The organism is Nostoc sp. 'Peltigera membranacea cyanobiont' 232 (assembly GCF_002245985.1).
In the GTDB taxonomy this organism is placed as follows: domain Bacteria; phylum Cyanobacteriota; class Cyanobacteriia; order Cyanobacteriales; family Nostocaceae; genus Nostoc.
The window spans coordinates 1-18,172 of sequence record NZ_NOLK01000045.1 but is presented as its reverse complement, the minus strand read 5'-3'; the positions used below and the strand labels follow the sequence as shown (position 1 = coordinate 18,172).

Annotated in this window: 15 protein-coding genes; 6 read left to right on the top strand and 9 right to left on the bottom strand. The window is 42.1% G+C overall.

Features of this window, described 5'->3' with window-relative positions; all coding sequences use genetic code 11:
- Positions 1-18: 18 nt before the first annotated feature.
- The 3 genes from CDG79_RS16920 to CDG79_RS16910 all read right to left on the bottom strand — a co-directional run bounded on the left by CDG79_RS16920 (position 19) and on the right by CDG79_RS16910 (position 5,907).
- On the bottom strand, positions 19-684 hold the full coding sequence (locus CDG79_RS16920; protein WP_094343152.1) for a hypothetical protein: 666 nt from the start codon (positions 682-684) through the stop codon (positions 19-21).
- Positions 685-1,053: 369 nt separating this feature from the next.
- Positions 1,054-4,320, bottom strand: coding sequence for an efflux RND transporter permease subunit (locus CDG79_RS16915; RefSeq protein WP_094343151.1), 3,267 nt, complete (start codon positions 4,318-4,320; stop codon positions 1,054-1,056).
- A gap of 75 nt (positions 4,321-4,395) precedes the next feature.
- Positions 4,396-5,907 (bottom strand): efflux RND transporter periplasmic adaptor subunit, encoded by a 1,512-nt coding sequence (locus tag CDG79_RS16910; RefSeq protein ID WP_223278187.1) that lies wholly within the window; start codon positions 5,905-5,907, stop codon positions 4,396-4,398.
- Between the two features lie 570 nt (positions 5,908-6,477).
- Between CDG79_RS16910 and CDG79_RS16905 the strand changes: the two genes are divergently transcribed.
- Positions 6,478-7,020, top strand: coding sequence for a phycobiliprotein lyase (locus CDG79_RS16905; RefSeq protein WP_094343150.1), 543 nt, complete (start codon positions 6,478-6,480; stop codon positions 7,018-7,020).
- Positions 7,021-7,287: 267 nt separating this feature from the next.
- Positions 7,288-7,626: an RNA recognition motif domain-containing protein gene (locus tag CDG79_RS16900; protein WP_094343149.1), complete on the top strand. Its 339-nt coding sequence runs from the start codon at positions 7,288-7,290 to the stop codon at positions 7,624-7,626.
- Between the two features lie 228 nt (positions 7,627-7,854).
- Here CDG79_RS16900 and CDG79_RS16895 read toward each other — a convergent pair whose 3' ends face one another.
- The gene (locus CDG79_RS16895) at positions 7,855-9,255 is read right to left on the bottom strand and encodes an RNA-guided endonuclease InsQ/TnpB family protein (RefSeq protein WP_094343177.1); all 1,401 of its coding nucleotides are present in this window, start codon (positions 9,253-9,255) and stop codon (positions 7,855-7,857) included.
- 67 nt (positions 9,256-9,322) lie between these two features.
- Between CDG79_RS16895 and tnpA the strand changes: the two genes are divergently transcribed.
- Entirely contained in the window at positions 9,323-9,733 is a 411-nt protein-coding gene (gene tnpA, locus CDG79_RS16890; protein WP_094343148.1) for an IS200/IS605 family transposase, read from the top strand.
- A gap of 90 nt (positions 9,734-9,823) precedes the next feature.
- Here the strand turns inward: tnpA and CDG79_RS16885 are convergent, their stop codons facing one another.
- From CDG79_RS16885 to CDG79_RS16875, 3 genes are all read right to left on the bottom strand, one after another.
- Entirely contained in the window at positions 9,824-10,117 is a 294-nt protein-coding gene (locus tag CDG79_RS16885) for a nuclear transport factor 2 family protein (RefSeq protein WP_094343147.1), read from the bottom strand.
- Positions 10,118-10,328: 211 nt separating this feature from the next.
- Complete coding sequence (locus CDG79_RS16880; RefSeq protein ID WP_094343146.1) at positions 10,329-12,041, bottom strand: diflavin flavoprotein; 1,713 nt, start codon at positions 12,039-12,041, stop codon at positions 10,329-10,331.
- Positions 12,042-12,176: 135 nt separating this feature from the next.
- The gene (locus CDG79_RS16875) at positions 12,177-13,901 is read right to left on the bottom strand and encodes a diflavin flavoprotein (protein WP_094343145.1); all 1,725 of its coding nucleotides are present in this window, start codon (positions 13,899-13,901) and stop codon (positions 12,177-12,179) included.
- Between the two features lie 109 nt (positions 13,902-14,010).
- Between CDG79_RS16875 and CDG79_RS16870 the strand changes: the two genes are divergently transcribed.
- Positions 14,011-14,826: a pantothenate kinase gene (locus CDG79_RS16870; protein ID WP_094343144.1), complete on the top strand. Its 816-nt coding sequence runs from the start codon at positions 14,011-14,013 to the stop codon at positions 14,824-14,826.
- Positions 14,827-14,905: 79 nt separating this feature from the next.
- Here the strand turns inward: CDG79_RS16870 and CDG79_RS16865 are convergent, their stop codons facing one another.
- On the bottom strand, positions 14,906-15,724 hold the full coding sequence (locus CDG79_RS16865) for an alpha/beta fold hydrolase (RefSeq protein ID WP_094343143.1): 819 nt from the start codon (positions 15,722-15,724) through the stop codon (positions 14,906-14,908).
- A gap of 291 nt (positions 15,725-16,015) precedes the next feature.
- Positions 16,016-16,510 (bottom strand): NUDIX hydrolase, encoded by a 495-nt coding sequence (locus CDG79_RS16860; protein ID WP_094343142.1) that lies wholly within the window; start codon positions 16,508-16,510, stop codon positions 16,016-16,018.
- A gap of 425 nt (positions 16,511-16,935) precedes the next feature.
- On the opposite strand from CDG79_RS16860, the gene CDG79_RS16855 reads away from it, so the two are divergent.
- Both CDG79_RS16855 and CDG79_RS42430 read left to right on the top strand, forming a co-directional pair.
- Positions 16,936-17,427: a PEP-CTERM sorting domain-containing protein gene (locus tag CDG79_RS16855; RefSeq protein WP_094343141.1), complete on the top strand. Its 492-nt coding sequence runs from the start codon at positions 16,936-16,938 to the stop codon at positions 17,425-17,427.
- A 396-nt stretch (positions 17,428-17,823) separates the two neighbouring features.
- A complete protein-coding gene (locus CDG79_RS42430) occupies positions 17,824-17,991 on the top strand; it encodes a hypothetical protein (protein ID WP_012412073.1) in 168 nt (55 codons plus the stop codon).
- Positions 17,992-18,172 lie beyond the last annotated feature (181 nt).

The window sequence follows — 18,172 nt, the reverse complement described above, 5'->3', positions numbered from 1 at the left end:
GTCCCCAGTCCCTTGTCCCTAATAACCATGTAGCGATCGCTTTAATTTTAAAGCTACACCTAAAGCACCAAGGACTAATACACCCAAAACGTTAGTTGATTCAGGAACGGCGGTGTAATAAGCTGCCACTCTGATCGGCCCATCTTTATCTGTTTGCTCTGCTGGTATTGGTGGAACGATTCCACCACCGGGTGCTAGATTCGGTAGTGTAGCAAAGGGATTGTAAAATAGGGTTCCGTTTGGGATTACGCCACCACTAAAAGTAATAGTACTGCCACTGATGGTAATGTCTTTAAAAATATTATTTAGATCGGGGTTAGTAGAGGAACCGATCTTCCCATCTCCATTAACATCTCCCCACTCCACAGGCTCGTTATTATACGCTGGAGTAGATTCAGGATTACTATAGGAGTAGGAGAGCGTTTTTAAATCAAAGACCAAGCTTTGTATATCGTATCCAGTATCATTTTGAAAGTTATTAGCTACATCTGGCACACCATATTCTATTACTTGCCCTGGTTGATAATCTGTAAGGATTCTTGGGTTTTTTAACTTGAGGATGTCTTGATTTTGAGTCGTCACAATGGGTTCTACCAAGATAACGGCTCTCGCTGGTGTCAAAGACAAAAAACTAATTCCTGCTGCTCCTAGAAGAGACAAGGCTATTTTGGTTACTATTGTCATATTTCTGTCCTCTTCGATATTGATTGAGAAAATGCTATGCCGGGTGGGTTAAATCAAACAGCAAAACCTCACTTTTGAACTGCTATATACTTGCTAGATAAATAGCGGTTAATGTGTGCCTGCTCAGTGAGTTTACATATACTCGTATGTTGATTTATAAAGCAATTCTGGTAATGCCTTATCACAATAACTAGTAATTTTACGCAATCTTTATAAAAAATCTAAGTCAGAACTTATGTGTTGACATATTAGACAATGTGTGAAAAAAGCTTAGTTAACGCAATCTACCAACAAAAAACTTGTTGGTAGATCGCGTTAATTTAAATTTAAGTGTGCAACGTGTTGAAAAATTTAATCCCTCTCAGGAACTCAAATAAATTTTTTCGTAAATCCACGCAACCGGATTAACACTGGCTTCGCCCAATTTCCACCTAGCAAATCGTGCAGCAGGATATAAAAACAGGGGATGATAAATAGTGTCAGCATTGTTGCGATCGCCATCCCAAAGAAAACTACAATCCCTAAAGGCTGCAAAAACTCAGAACCTTCGCCAATGCCTAATGCTAAGGGGAACAGTCCCAAAATGGTGGTCACTGTGGTCATGATAATCGGGCGCAAGCGTTGAGGAGCAGCTTTCACGATCGCAATTTGGCGACTACAACCTTCCTCATCCCGAATTTGGTTTGCCAGTTCTACCATTAAAATCCCTGCGTTCACCACAATTCCCACCAGCAGCACAACACCAACAATTACAGTTGCGCCAATTGCAGTTTGGGTAATGTAAAGTCCAAAAATTCCCCCAGCTAAAGCCAGTGGTACGGTGAACATAATTACCAATGGGTCAATCAGCGAATTGTATTGCACCGCCATAACTACAAAGATTAAGAACGTTGCCAACGCTCCCAAAGTTTTTAAAGCATCTTGAAGTTGCTGATTAGTTTCTTGGGCAGAACTAGGCACAATTGAAACACCATCAGGTAAGTCTACATCCTTGAGTACCTCGTTGACTTCTGCGATCGCCTCACCAAGACTAGCTCCCTCACTGAGATTTCCTGCGACAATAAAAGCTTGACGCTGATTAATCCGTTGCACTTCACCAGGCGCTTGACCTTCTTGAATGTTTGCAACATCTGAAAGCCGGATTAGTTGATTATTTTCTGTAAATAGCGGTAATTGCTTTAGCTGGGAAGGACGCTGAATTGCTTCTTTATTTAGCTGTACCCGCACATCAACTAAACGATTACCGCGTTGAATTTGTGTAGGAACTGAACCTTCAATTGCTGTTTGAACTGTTGCACCAATTTGCCTGGCGCTCAACCCTAAAGCCGAAACCCTTTCCCAGTCAGGGCGAATTTGGATTTCCGGTTGTCGGGGGTCGGCATCTGGTCGGAATGTCGCTAATTTTGCCCTTTCTTGCAATGCTTGCAACACTTGCGCCCCTGCTTGCGTTAAGTTTTCTTCATTCTCACCTTGCAAAATCACGTCAACATCTGACCCTTGCACTGGAGAATTACTCAAGATTAAACCCCGCACTTGACCGGGATTGAGGCGCAGCAGAATTCCTGCTAAGTTAAGTTTGTTAAATTCCTGAGTTACTTTTTTGACGAAGGCTTCGACATCTGTGCCTGGTTTAAGATTGATGGTGCTGCTGGCACGTAAAGGATTTTCTGTAGTATTGCTGCCAAATAGATTACCACCCACAGTTGTGAAAGCAGACTCGGTTTCTGGTTGTTTGAGCAAAATGTCATCGACAATTTGCATAACTTTTTCAGAAGTTGCTAAAGGTGTACCGGGGGGAAACTGCGCTCTCAAGTTAGCTTGACCAGTACTGATGCGGGGTAAAATTTCTTGGGGAATTTGACCAAACATCAAGAAGCTACTACCGCCTAAAATTAGCAAAGCAGCAGTTACTACAAGAACCCTATAGCGTAAAACCCTGGTTAGGAAGTTACCGTATCCCCGCGTAGCATCTTCAAATCGGTGGTTAAACTGTCTAAGCAGCCAAAATTCACTAATCCGACTAGACCAGGGAATTCCCAAAAGTCGAGAAGATAGCATCGGCACTACTGTAATAGCGACGACAAGGGATGCTGCGACTGCGAAGCTAATTGTCAAAATTAGTTCATTAAATAGCAGTGCAATAAAGCCGCCAATTAAGAGGAATGGCACTACAGAAACTAAGTTTGCACCTGTAGCAGCAACTAAAGCAGATTCTACTTCTTGGGAAGCTGCGATCGCACTGTCAATAAAGAATTTTGAATTTTTCTTCTGTCCCTCTGCCTCCATCTCTTTCTGATTGGGAGTCATGCCTGCTTTTTCGGAAATGTTCTCTAAGATCACAACCGATGTGTCAATTGCTTGACCGACTCCTAATGTCAAACCTGCCAAACTAAACACATTCAAAGTCAAGCCAAAGATTTTCATTAAAGCGATCGCTGCCAAAGTACACAGTGGAATCGTCAAACTGATAATCAATGTTTGCCTAAACGATCCCAAAAATAACAACACGGCTGCTGCTGCTAACAATGCCCCAGAAATCCCCGAAAAGATGACATCATTTAAAGAATTGCGAATAAAGACAGATTCATCTGTGGTAGGACTCAAAGTCATGTCTGCTGGAATTAAACCCGATTGCCGTAATTGTTCAATTCGCCGTTTAACAGCATCTACAACTGCGATCGTGTTGGCTTCAGGCTGCTTTTGAATTGAAAATTTCACCGCAGGCTGACGATTGAGGTAAACAAATACTCGCTGCTCTTCTGTATCGTCAATTACCTCAGCAAAATCTCGCAAGTAGACGCGGCGGGAAGGAGTAGGGGAGGCAGAGGAGGTAGGGGAGGTAGAGGAGGTAGGGGAGGAAACTTCCAAGGAAAGGTTTTCAATTTCCTTGGCATTTTGGAAGCGTCCGACAGTTCGAGTCAATGGCTCGGAATTTTGCCCTAGAATCCGACCACCAGAAGTATCTTGATTCCGGGCTGTTAATTCATCTAAGACATCATTTAACCCTACACCCAAAGCTTGCAATCGGTTTAAATCAACAAGCACGCGTACTTCTTCTTCTGCACCACCAGATACATCAACTGAGGCAACTCCTGGCACGACACTAAGTTCGCGGTTTAATTCTTCATCAGCAAATACACGTAAGTCTTTGCCAGGCAAAGAAGCAGATGTTAGCGCTAATTCATAAACCGGCAATTGAGAGGGATCGACTTTAAATAATCGCGGCTCCTCTATCGTATCTGGCAGTTGCCCTCGACCCCGATTAAAAGCAGCAGTAGCATCGTTTAGGGCTTGGTCAATATCGCCTCCCGGTTGGAAGTATAAATCGAGGCTTACCTGTCCTTCACGGGTACGGGAGAAAACTTGCACTACATTTTCGGTTGCAGCTAAAGCTTCTTCTAAGGGTCTGGTGATTTCATCTACTGCTACTTCTGGGGAAATCCCAGGGGCTTCTAGCCGAACGCCAATTCGTGGATAGGTAATTGATGGTAAGAGATCGACTTGGATCGTTGTGAGAAAAAATACCCCAATGACAATTACTGCCACGGTGAGCATGAGTGTGCCAATGTGTTGGCGGATAGCGATCGCACTAAGGCTAAATCCACCATTGCCATTATTATTGTTTGCCTGTTGCATGATACTAAGTGATAAGTGCTAAGTGCTGACTACTGAGTACTTTTTTCATTAATACGGTGGTTATTACCCACCCTACTATTGCTTTTCTGAAAGAATTGAAAGACTTACAGTGTCACCTTCTTTTAACGGCTTACCACTACGAACAACATAGCGCTCTCCCGCTTGTAAGCCAGATAGAATTTCTACTTTGCCATCAGCCTTTTGTCCTAAGGTGACAGCACGCGTCGCTACTTTCGTTTTACCATCTGTGTCTTTCACCACAAATAGCGTCCCTGATGTGTTTTCTTGCTCTTTTCCTGCTCCCTTTGCTGCTCCTGCTTGTTTTTGAATAGCTGTTTGTGGCACGATTACGCGCTGTTGAGTCTGGTTTTCAAAGTTGACTCGCGCTAGCAGTCCACTGCCAATTTTGCCTTGAGCGTTGGGAATTACAACCTCTACAGGTATTAATCGAGCGGTGGCATCGGCAGCTGGAGAAATGCGGGTAACTCTCCCAATTAATCCTCGATCGGGAAAGGCATCTAAGCGAACTTGTACAGACTGTCCAACCTGAATTTGTGCTAGTTCTAATTCGGAAACTTGCACAACAACTTTTACACGGTTAAAATCGCCAATTTTGACGACTTCATTCCCTGCTTGTAGAAGATTGCCCGGTTCTGTCACCTTTTCTGTAACTATGCCAGCGATCGGAGATGTCAGCCGAGTGTAAGACCTACGTTCTTTGGCTTGGGCAACCAATGCCTGCTGGGCAAGTACCCTACCTTGGGCGGCGGCGACGGCTTGCTGTTCTGTACGGACTTGCTCTTGGGCTGCCCGCAGTGCCTGGGCTGCTGTTTTTGCCTGGGTACGTGATTGCTGGGCAGTTTGTTCTGCGATCGCTCCAGCTTTAAATAACTTCTGTTGCCGTTCTGAATCTGCCTGAGCTTGTAGAACCTCTAACCGTGCCTTTTCAACGTCAGCACGGGCATTACTTACCTGATTATTTGCCCTAGCTACTTCTGATTTCAGGGCTGCTAGTTCGGCTTCTGCTTGCTTTAATTCGGTCGAAAGGATGGCATCATCTAACTGCCCGACGTTTTGCCCAAGCTTTACTGTATCGCCCACATCTAAGTTCAAAGCCAACAAGCGGCCTTCTACCTGCGATCGCAGCGATACGATGCGGAAGGGTATTGTATTACCTGTATATTCTGGTTGTTTTTGTAGCAAGTCAGTTCGAGCGATCGCCACATCTACAGGTGTTCCGCCACTCCGTTCGCTACTTCCAGGACTCTGAGATTGTGCATCTGCTGATTCTTTGGGCGACGAACCGCAACTCGCCGTCAGCAATCCTATACCTAACAAACAGGAAATTAATAAACTTCTTACAGAAGCGGAGGTAAGGAAGTAATTTTTCCCTTTCGCTTTTCTACCAGTTCCACAAGTATTGTTTGCAAGAAGTCTACTCTTTAAATCTGCATAGGCGCAGCTCAACCCAGGCATCGCCACCCCAGTCTTTACAACTGAATTTAACTGGATATTTATTAGTTGGTTAGCGACTACGGGATCTTTCCTTTTCACCTGTTTCTGCGGCTTATTTATGTCCAAAATCATTTGTTTTTCTCCTATTGGGGAGCTTTTGGGGTTAAACAGCCGTGTTTTACTAAGTAATTTTGAGAGATATCATTAACAAAAACGGCGAGAATTCATCAGCTGTCTGACAGTAATTTTTTTGATTAAAAACTACTGTTTTCCCACAAAAGTCCAAAATTTCTCACCGTTCTACTTCTTACGCAGAGGTAGATAATCTTCTTGCAATTAATAAATTATAAACTTAGTATAAATATTTGTCTGTTTTCTGGAATCTACCTATAGGAGAAACCTGGTTTTTTCTCAAGATATAAAAATTTTATATGCCATAACATTAGCGATATTACAATAAATATTATTATTTCTACATATTTATTCGATATTACTACAACTACTGATAGTTACAGATATTTTGGCTTATTACGAATATTAAAGATTTATTGCTTTTTTATGTCTATAATGTAGTGGAAAACACTATTTTTTCTTACCCTCCTTGCGTAATATGGCAAGAAACAGGGCGATAAGTACATAACAACAGGTAAGAATGAACTTTTTTGCCAGAAATATATTTGCATTAGGTGAGGAAGGTAAGGCGTGACATCTCTGTTCAAAATTGCACAAACCACTGATGAATCTCAGATTTCCGAATTTTTCCATGAATCAGCAGGTAAGTGGCGATCGCAACGACGCTACTACACGCTACCGGAAGGAGAAACTAAGGAGATAGAGAGTATAGTTACGATCAATTTTCTAGAGCAGGGCTGTGATGAATTGCAAAAGCTAGCTCAGATGCACGATTTATCTGATGTAGGGAGTTTAATTTGTGGTGCGGCAATTGTCTGGGAAAGTACGGACGTGCTGAAGACAAAGAAAGAATCGCAAGGTTCAACAATATTTGGGGTGATGGGAAATACCTTGTATCGCGATCGCGGTTTTGCCATATCTAAACCAGTCACCGCCCATTATTATTTCTCCAACCCGAAAACACTGTGTTTGCGAACTGAATACAACGGTTCAGTATTTGAGGAAGAGTTAAAGCTAATTGGCAGCAAATACCGCACCAGACAAACTATTATCTCTCGTGCTGGCGAGCAGTTGATGATTGGTCAATATTTAGAAAAGAGAGTGGAGAGTTAGTTTATTGGGTGGCTGTGGCTGGCGGCTATAGCTTCACCCATTTTAGAACTACACAGTACCTAGCTCTTAAATGGCAATATAACTTTTTATAACATTTTATCAAACTTCCTCCCTGAAAGTGAATTGCTATGCAATCATGGAAGGTGAAATGAGAATTAATTCGGCGACAGTGTTTGTTTTTAGTATTGACAGGCTTTTCCCTTTTGGTATTACAGACTTCTCTCCGAAATCTAAATCTCTACAAACTTATGATTTTGGAGACATTTAATGTCAATTTACGTTGGTAACCTCTCCTATGATGTTACACAAGATGCGCTGAGTACTGTTTTTGCAGAATATGGTTCTGTAAAGCGCGTTCAGCTACCTACTGACCGTGAAACAGGTCGTTTACGCGGCTTTGCTTTCGTGGAAATGAGTTCAGAAGATGAAGAAACCAAAGCTATTGAAGCCCTTGATGGTGCTGAATGGCTGGGTCGTGACCTTAAAGTGAATAAGGCCAAGCCCAGAGAAGACAGAGGTGGTTCCTTTGGTGGTGGTGGTGGTAATCGCGGCGGTGGCGGCGGCGGCTACAACCGTGGTGGTGGTGGCGGTGGTGGCCGCTACTAAGCTAAATAAGCGAAAATCATTTAGTTGAATCTAGAAAAGGCTCAGGCAGAAATGCTTGAGCCTTTTTTATCCAAAACCTGCACTACACTATGATTCTCTAACCAGAGTCCCCTGATGAAAAATTATTTTCCATCGATCGTTGTTAAATTTCCAGATGGAACTTCGCAGTGAATTAACAGGCTGTTCGCCAGATAGATATCTGACTATATGATAGGTTAGTGACATCTCCTACACTGAACCGAGACGGTTACAGTGTAGGCTTCCAACAGCCCAATGAAGGGTATGAAGGATTTCCTTCGTGGTACTATCGTCCATAGTTCCAACTATGTCCAGTTTCCCGCTACGGCGTTTTATACTAGGGAAAATGCCCAACCCTAGTCTTTTTAAGTTGACTGCGCTGTTAATATCGCGGTCAACCATCAAAGTATTTTTCTCATCCCAATATTCTCTGATACTGCAATCCGTAAAAATAATTTCATTGCGGTAACTGAGAATCATTGAAGTATATTGTGGGTTCTGTGAAACTACTACAGCGCCAGCTTTTTCGGCTATACGCTGTAATATCTCAAAAAATTGTCCAAAAGCACCATCAGCCCATGACTTATTCAGTCCTGACTTAGCAGATTGCCCATTGGGAAGATACCTTCCATTCTCATCCTGTTTAGCTTTATTACGTCGGGTTAGCCCTTTGAGGTTTAGGTCTTCGTAGAAGAAAAACTTCTTTCCACTTCTGACAAGTTTATGAGCCGTTTTGTACTGAAAATCTTTTCGACTTCTGGCAATTTTTTGATGCTGTTTAGCTTCACGTTTTGCCAACTTACGACGAGATTTAGACCCACGCTTGCGTTTGTTTCGTTTAACAGAAATACGATCTAGCTTGGCTTGATTCTTCCGTAGCGGTTTTAAAGATGGAAGCTTTTCACCAACTGATGTTGCAAGATAGTCATTACCTTGCAACACAGCATCAATGCCCATTGAGTTGTCCCAGTTAGGGATAAAATCGATGGTTTGGCTTGGAATGGTTACATCTTCCAGTACCATCTGGATGTACCAGCCATCAGCCTTTCTAGTAACGCTAGTTTGTTTAAGAGTAAATCCGTCAGTTATAGGTCGGTGCATCCGAACCTTAAACATCCCAAGATGCGGCAAACGAATATATAGCCAGTTTATCCGTTTTAACTTTATCCATTCATTATTAGCTGTTGCAAACGTCATGGTTTTGAAGCTAGCTTCAGTTTTGAAGCGTGGTTTTCCAGAACGAAAACCCTGAGAATCCCCAATCACAAAACGCTCAAAAGCTTTATCAACTCGCTTGCAAACATCCTGTAGAACAGTTGAATCTACATTTTTAAAATCAAGTAATTCACCTGACCATTGAACAATGTTCAAGTCTTTTTTGATGACTGGTAACTGGAGCTTCTGTGTAAAATAGTTAGGTCGGTCTAGTAGCTGTGGGAGCCTGGTTACAAAGATTGGACAACTATTTATAGCATGGCGGTTATTTTCCCACCAAGAGAAGCGTTCACCCAATTGGCGGTTATACCAGTACCGACAAATTCTAAGCCATTTGTTAAGAATTAGTTTTTGATTTGATTTAGGCTCTAGTCGGTACTGGTAGGTTACTTTCATCCTATTGGCTGAATGGGTGTTATGATTTAAAGCTACACCAATAATACCATAATGTTCTTTATTTTTAATGAAAAATGATTTTGTAGCCAAAGGTCGGTCAGTGAGTGATTTAAAAGCTCACTTAGTTCTGACCACCAAATATAGGCGCAAAGCCTTTACTTTAGAAATGTTGAAAAGACTGGAGGATATTTTAGTTGACTTGCTCCAAAAGTGGGATTGCAAGTTAGTGGAATTCAATGGAGAAGAAGATCATGTACACCTGCTGTTTCAGTACCATCCAGACTTGCAGCTTAGTAAACTTGTAAATAACATTAAATCTGTTACCTCGCGCAGATTACGCCAAGAATATGCCGAGCATCTAGAAAAGTTCTTCTGGAAAGATGCGTTTTGGAACGGATCTTATTTCGTTGCAAGTTGTGGTGGAGTTACAATTTCAAAACTCAAAGAATATATTGAAAGTCAAAATAGTCCAGAATGAATATAGGTCATGGCTCGATATGGCAATTAATTGTTCTGGCTGCGCCAGAATACATTAATCACCATTTCTCCCCACTCCCGCGCATTCATCTCACACCCCTAAGAGTGGGTGTGAGGCTTCTGCTGTTTGAGCTAAAATAACCCTTGTTGCCAAAACTAAGGTTTTGAATTCTGTTATCGATCTTTGAGTCACGGGTTCGATGGGTTCATTTTGCAAGCTATCGATAATTTGCTGTTTATTAAAAACACGCCCTGAGCTTCCGAACTCAATGAACTCGTCAGCAAGTAAGTCCATAACATCCTTAGCTGACTTTCGTACATCCGCTTGAAGCAAACGCTCCTCCAACTCACGGAGAAGCGATTCCTCTAAATAGTCTGCTTTCATCTACTGACTCCAGATAGAAAAACAATAATCCTTGCTAAACAAGACTTTCAGGTAAAAGAGATGATTTTAGCTATATCGTTTTGCTTGGTTTATTGGGACTTCCAGAAAATAAACTATTCCATAAACAATAATGATAATCATTTTAAAGGGGAATGAAGGAGAATAAGCATACCCAATGCCCAATGCCCCATTCCCCATTTCCCATTTCCAATTAATAATGAGTTGCCGACTTACGATGATGCACAGCTGTAACACCATCTTGATTTAGCACTTTGCCATTCTCAACAGTTGCATAAACCAGCCAATGGTCGCCAGATTCCATCCGGTTTTGTACGGAACATTCCAGATATGCTAAGGCATCAGTAAGTATGGGAGAACCGTTTTCAGCAACTTCTGCGGCGACATCGGCAAATCTATCTTGTCCTGGGCCGAAGGGTTTGAGGAAGTGCTTCATCAATCCCAAATGATTGCCTTCTTTGAGAATGTTGAGGACAAATTTGTTTCCTGAGTGTGTCAATGTTTCTACTGCTCGGTCTTTAGCGACAGCTATGGTTAAACCAGGCGGATTAAAGCTAGCTTGAGCCACCCAAGAGGCTAACATAGCACTGGAGCGATCGCCTTCTTTGGCTGTCAGAACGCACAAAGAACCGACAATCCGACCAACTGCTTGTTCTACAGTAGTAGCAGGAAGACTTGGCGATCGCACTTTTCTAGCTTTTTTCAATGCTTGGGCAAAGTCAGTTCCAGCTTCTTCACACAATTGTAAGGTGGCATCATCGGGTTTAAATTTTACGCGGATGGTGTCAAAACCAAACCGATAGCCAGCATCTTTTAATTTACCTTCAATTAAATCAACCGCTTCCCCACTCCAGCCAAAGGAACCAAAAACACCAGCAAGTTTATTGTTCGTTGCGGTGGATAACACAATTCCTAAAGCTGTTTGCACCGGTGTAGGTGCATGACCGCCGAGGGTTGGAGAACCCATGATGAAACCACCGGCTTTTTCCACAGCCGCCCGGATTTCTTCTGGTTCGGTAAATTCGCAGTTAATGGATTCTACAGCAACGCCAGCTTTGGTCATCCCACGAGCGATCGCTTGGGCTAATGTGGCTGTATTTCCATAAGCTGATGCATAAATTAGCGCCACTGTCAAGTCAGCAGATGTTTGCTGTTGACTCCATTCTCGATAAGCCTTGGTCAATTCAATTAAGCCATAGCGCACCAAAGGCCCGTGTCCAGTGGCATACATTCGCACGGGAAAATCGGCTAGTTTATCCAATGCTGTTTCTACTTGACGGGCGTGGGGAGCCATGAGGCAATCAAAATAATAGCGCCGATCTTCGTTATATACTTCCCAGCCTTCATCAAATACCTGATCTCCACAAAGGTGGGCCCCAAATAACTTATCTGTGTACAGAATTTCTGTTTGCGGATCGTAGGTGCAAAGTTGATCTGCATAACGGGGATTAGGGGTGGGAATAAATTGTAAATTATGCCCATTGCCCAAATCTAGGGTTTCTTCACCCCGCATGACAAGAATTTGCAAATCTGGATTTTCCAGCGCACTACGTAAATTTATCGCCCCTGGATTAGAACAGACAAAGGTGATTTGCGGAGCAATTTCTAATAAAGCTTTTAAAGTTGTAGCGCGGTTAGGATTTACGTGTCCCAAAATTACATAATCTAAGTCTTCCAGATGGAAACGCTGCTGCAAGGCTTCTAAATAAATTTCCGTAAACGTTTCCCCTGGAGGGTCAATGATGGCAGTTTTATCGCTTTCGATTAAATAAGAATTAGCTGTTGTACCCTTAGCAAGAGCATATTCAATTTCAAATCTGAGCCTTGACCAACTGCGCGATCGCAATATTCTTGTATCTGTAGCTATTGGATAAACTTGAACATCACGGGGTTTATTTGTTGACATAGCTTTATTGGGGATTGGGTACTGGTGATTGGGGATTGGGGATTGGGGATTGGGTATTTAGAAAACTCTTCCCCAGTTCCTAGTCCCTAGTACCTAGTCCCTAGTCCCCAGTCCCTAGTCCCCAGTCCCCAATCCCTAATAGTGATTTCCAACTTTGCGGTGATGCACAGCAGTTAAAGCATCGGGTTTAGAAACTCGTCCGGCGTAGACGGTGCTATATACTGCCCAATGGTCGCCGCAATCCATTCTACTGACGACTTCGCACTCCATGTACGCGAGGGCATCGTTGAGGATAGGCGCACCATTTTCGGCTGGCTGAGTTCTCACTCCTTCAAAGCGATCGGCACCAGGGGCGAATCGTTTCAGAAAGTGCTTCATGAGTGGTTGGAAATTGCCTTCTTCTAAGATGTTAAGAACAAAGCGATCGCCTACTTGCATGAGTGATTCAATTGCCCGATCTTTGGCGACTGCAATGGAAAATCCCAAGGGTTTGAAGCTGGATTGAGCAACCCACGAGGCTAGCATGGCACTGGATACATCACCTTTTTTGGCAGTAATAATATAGAGTCCGCCGCTAAGTCTACCAAGGGCTTTATCTAAGTCAGCACCAAGGGATTTCATCGCTTTGATGCTGCGATCGCGTGTTACCCATTGAGCTAAATCTGTACCTGCTTCTTCACACAGCTTGTAGGTATTTTCTGTAGGCGTTTGTTTAATCCGAATCGCTGGAAAAACTGTTGTCAAACCCAAATTACGGAATTTACTCACCAAAGGATCTATCGGCTCATCATCGCCACCACCACTTTCAAACACGCCGATAGCTTGCTTTTCTCTGGCAGATCCTAAAACTGTGCTGAGTGCAGATTGGATGCTCGCAGCCCCAGAAGCCGGAGGTAAGCCAACAATTAGCCCTGCACATCGGCTTACTAGTTCCCGTAGTTCTTGTAAATCGACTTCCGATCCCAAATCGACAATTTCCACAGCGACACCGGTTTTACCGATACCATTAGCAATTGCTTGCGCGAGGCGATCGCTATATCCGTATTCGGAAACGTAAAAGATGCCAATCACTGTCTCTGGTTTGGTTTGGGTTTGGCTCCAACTGCGGTAACGTCCAACTAATTCCTCAACATTGTGAGACAATAATGGGCCGTGTCCTGTGGCAATCATACTGATGGTTTTCAGTTCCGCCATGCGTTTAAGGGCAGACAAAACCGATCGGGCATTTGGCCCCATCAAGCAATCGTAGTAGTAATGGAAATCTTCTTCGATCGCTGCTAAGTCTTCATCAAAGGTGCTATCTGAGCAATAGTGCAACCCAAAAGCGTCGCAGGTGTAGAGAGTTTTAGTTTTGTGGTCGAAGCTGAAAATGGTATCCGGCCAATGTAAATTTGGGGCAATCACAAATTCAAATTCATGACCATTGCCCAAATCTAAGCGATCGCCATTTTTCACAATCCGCCGCTTAAATGGTTGATGTACGAAATCCTCAAGAAACTGAATCGCCACCTTAGAGCCGACAACGGTAATTTCTGGAGCTATTTGCAGCAAATCTTTAACTAAACCGCTATGGTCAGGCTCGGTATGGCTGATAATTAAATAATCAATATCTGTTGGCTTGATTAGTCCAGTGAGCGTATCAAAATATAGTTGACGAAACTTTTCGTGAGAGGTATCAACTAAGGCAGTCTGCTCTCCACGGATGAGAAACGAGTTATAAGTAGTACCGTTTTGCAACCCAAACTCAATATCGAAGCGATCGCGATCCCAGTCCAAAGAGCGAATAGCCGTCGTCTCTTGACCGATTTCTACAGTCTGTATGGTGAGCCGTTTTTCAGTTTTTTCGGTGAGCGCTACCATAACTCCCTCCTTGACACAATGAGTATTTCTTCCTCTTCTTTTATTGTTACACGGCTTGAATGTTAATTTTTATTAAAAAACCTATAGCTGACTTAAAAAAGTTAAAAGTGTGAAACCGCAGAGGGACATAGAGGAAATTTGGCTAGGGTTGGAAATTGGTAATTCCCGACTGCATTGGGCGTTGTTTGTTGGTGAGACGCTTTACTCAGCTTGGGATACTGACTATCTTCCTGAATCTGTTATACAACAGTTGGCTGAATCTCAAACCCTGAATGATTTACTAAAAAAAATTTTTCCACAAGGTGAATTTTTCACAAACACTCTGCCCCTTTGCCGTCTCTTCGTCGCCTCCGTAGTTCCCAGCCAAACTGCTATTTGGCAAACTTACCCAAATACTCATGTTATTACATTAGACCAAGTATCACTAAAAGGTGTTTATCCCACACTAGGAATTGACCGCGCTTTAGCTTTGTGGGGTGCAGGCAAAATGTGGGGTTTTCCCATGTTGGTAATTGATGCGGGGACAGCGCTAACTTTTACAGCTGCGGATGCTAATGAGTGTCTAGTTGGAGGGGCAATTTTGCCGGGATTAGGTTTGCAATTTGCAAGTTTGGGTCAACAAACAGGACAATTACCATTAGTAAAAATAGAAAATTTTCCGTTCTTACCACCACGTTTTGCACTTAATACTACAGACGCAATTCAAAGTGGAGTGATTTACACTTTAATAGCTGGAATCAAAGATTTTATTGAGGCGTGGTGGCATTTATTTCCTGATGGCAAAATTGCGATTAAAGGGGGCGATCGCACTTTATTACTAAACTATTTACAAGCCTTATATCCTGAAATTGCAGCACATTTAATTGTGGAACAAAATTTAATTTTTTGGGGAATGCGGGAAATAGTAATGGAGAATAAAAAATAGGAATCCGAATTTTACGGACAAGAGACAAGCCAAAGCTCAGATAGCATAAAATTAAAAGAGAAGTTTACCCCTAAATAAGCTATGCCCAATTTCCTTTAATAAACTCCCCAATCTCAACCGCTACAACCCCAGCACAAGATTCTGGTAAATCATTTCCGGCATGGGAAATCATTTTCAATTCCACTTTTGGCATCAGTTGAGCATAAACACGGCTCTTGGCTAAAGCATCTGGTGTATCTTGGCCACCTTGTAGAATAAAAACTGGCACATCTATCATGTAAAGCCGCTTTTGCACTAATTCTGCATCAATTTCTACTTGTCGGCGTTTGAAAAGTAACTGGCAAGCTATGGGGTAACGCAACAATTCCTGACGTAATTGCAAGTCTTGGGCAATTTTTTCATGCCAACCCAGCATTTTAGTTAAAGGAATTAGCGATCGCAACAATTTAACTATTAGTGGTGGATAATTCAATAGTCGCCGCATCTTTCGGCAATACTCTTCAAGTCCAGCTATCTCTACACCCTCTGGTGCAACCAGCACCAAACCAGCAACTCTCTCTGGATACTTTAAAGCATAGCTAGCAGCAATCCAACCCCCAAGAGAATGCCCTACTAAATATACTTTTTCTAGCTTGACCGCTTGCAAAAATTCTGCCAAACACTCCACTTGTAAATCTATCGAATGATGGATATTTGGATTCTCAGACTCACCAAACCCTAACAAATCAGGTGCGAAGCAATGAAAATCTTGTGCAAGGGACTCCATCACAGACAACCATTGACTGCTCTCATTCCAAGCACCATGTAGAAAAATTATAGGAGTTTTTTCACCGACTTCACGCCAGAATATTAGCCCTTGAGAGAGCTTTATCCGGGAGTTACGGAATAGTGTATCCATTTTAATTTAGATTAGTCATTGGTCATTGGTTATTGGTCATTTGTCATTTGTCATTTGTCATTGGTCATTGGTCATTGGTCATTGGTCATTAGTCATTAGTCATTTGTCATTTGTCATTGGTCATTGGTCATTAGTCATTAGTTTTGGACAAATTATAAACAGAGAAGTCTGAGTCATTCGCGTAACGTCTTGTTGGCGCAGCCTCTCGTAGAGAAGAGAGGCTTCCTTAGATCGGAACTTTGGCGGCAAATGACAAATGACAAATGACAAATAACTAATGACAAAATATTATTATGCCAATGTTGTCAAGCCATTCAAGTAGTCTTGCAACTGCCGAGTATGGTCATGAGACATCTGTCCTGAAGGTAACAAATTGGGAGAGAAAGCTTGGATTTCCATGACTTCTAAAGTATCCTGAATTTCCATTGTCCCATGTACCTCGGCTTCAACCACAATACAAATTGAGTGGATTCTGGGATCGCGGTCTGGTGCGGAGTAAACTCCTACCAAACGGTTTATTTTCAGCAATTCTAGCCCGGTTTCCTCCACCAATTCCCGGCGGACTGTGTTGGGAATATCTTCTCCCCAATCCACTATGCCTCCAGGCAATGCCCAAAAACCATCATCACGCCGTCGGATCAGTACTATTCGACCATCGGGTAAAATTGGGATGATACTAGTGCTAGTAATGGGATGACGAAATATAATACCCAATACTGTTTGTCCAATACGCCATAAGCTACGTGTGGACTGGACTGCTGCCGGAAAAAAAGCAATAACGTTCAATCTTCAAAATTTATATGTTGTATTCTATATTTCTCTACCACTTACATCAACTCAACTCATAAAATTTTCGTTGAGTTTTGTTTTATACAAAAATGTTTGTGGGTTGAGATTTTATTCTGACGATTTACGTAGAATATTATTAATCTTAACATCAAGTTTCAATAGAAGCACTGTATTTATATATACATGATATTTGTTGAGTCAAAAAACTTTTCAGTTTATAAATAACATTAGCCTTGCTAAAACCAGCTATAATTAATATTTTTTCAGCAAACTTTCAAAAAATTAATCTGAATAAGTTAAGTCTAAATTCTGAATTCTGAAGAGGTAATTAAGCCGCACTTGAGATTGCCACCAAATTCTTGATAATTAAGTTTAATATACGAAAATCCTTTACAAAAACTGCGATCGCCCAAACAATCTCTATGAAAAATCTAGCTCTACTATCTGCCATAGTCCTCACCATCACATCTGGATTGGTTTTCGGTACAATGGAAGCGGCCTCTGCTTTAACTTGGAAGTGGAATTATTCTGGTACTAGTATAGAGGCAATTGGTACTTTTACCACTAATAACACTCCTAACGATTTGGGTTTTTATCAGATTTTGGAAATTACTGGTACACGAAATGGTGAAACAATTACTGGTCTCCAACCTGTAGAGACTCCAATCCCAGGAAACGAACCTTTTGACGTTGACAATTTAATTAGTCTTAATACTCAGCAGTTAACGCGTGATGGTTTTGGGTATTCTACATCGGGGGGAAACTATTCTAGTCCGCTTTTCGCTAGTTTCTTACCAACACCAAGTTATTTAGAAGTTTTTTCTGCGCCACCACTGACACCAGGTTCTGAAAATTTTGGCACCGAAGATAGTGAGTTACCTATTAGTTTTTCTGCAACCATAATCACCCCTTAACACACCTCTATCCCTAGCTGATGGTGCGTTACGCTACGCTAACGCACCCTACGTGGATTTCAAAAATCAAATACTAGTCCTATAGCGAATAAAGTAGCAAGGACAAAATTTCAAACCGTTTGACGAATTATTGGTTTGTTCTAGGAACAATAACTAGTTAGCTAATTTAGATATCTTTAACATATTTGAATCTAAAAAAAGGTTTTTTCGTCTAGCTGGTGGGGACTATTTAAAATTTTTATTGACAAAGTAAGGTAGAATGCGGTAGACTAGTACACTGTTTAAAGTGTATTGATTGCTGCACTAGGCTACAAGTATATCAATAATATTGGTAGCTAATATTGCCTACGTGATGCCTAGTTGCTACTCTTTTGTTGTTTATTTAATGAGGTGAACATGGCCAAGCGCCGTAACCCGAAAAAAGAAAAGGCGCTACGGAACCAGGCGTATGCCAGAAAGTTTCGTAAACGAACTACGACAGGAAGAATGCAGAGAAGGTTCCAACAAAGACCACCGAAGAGTGAAGAAGAAGAAGGCGCAGCAACAGCAGCTGACACTGACTAAGCTCTCTGCTTAAAGCCTTTTTATTTAGATTATTTATCTTTTAGGGCGTACAAATAAATGTGCGCCCTTATTTATTATTTATTATTGGGAATTGGGAATTGGGAATTGAAAAGAGGCGGAGGGGAAAACTAATTTCCCTGCTCCCTTGCTTCTTCCCCATTCCCCATTCCCCATTCTCCAT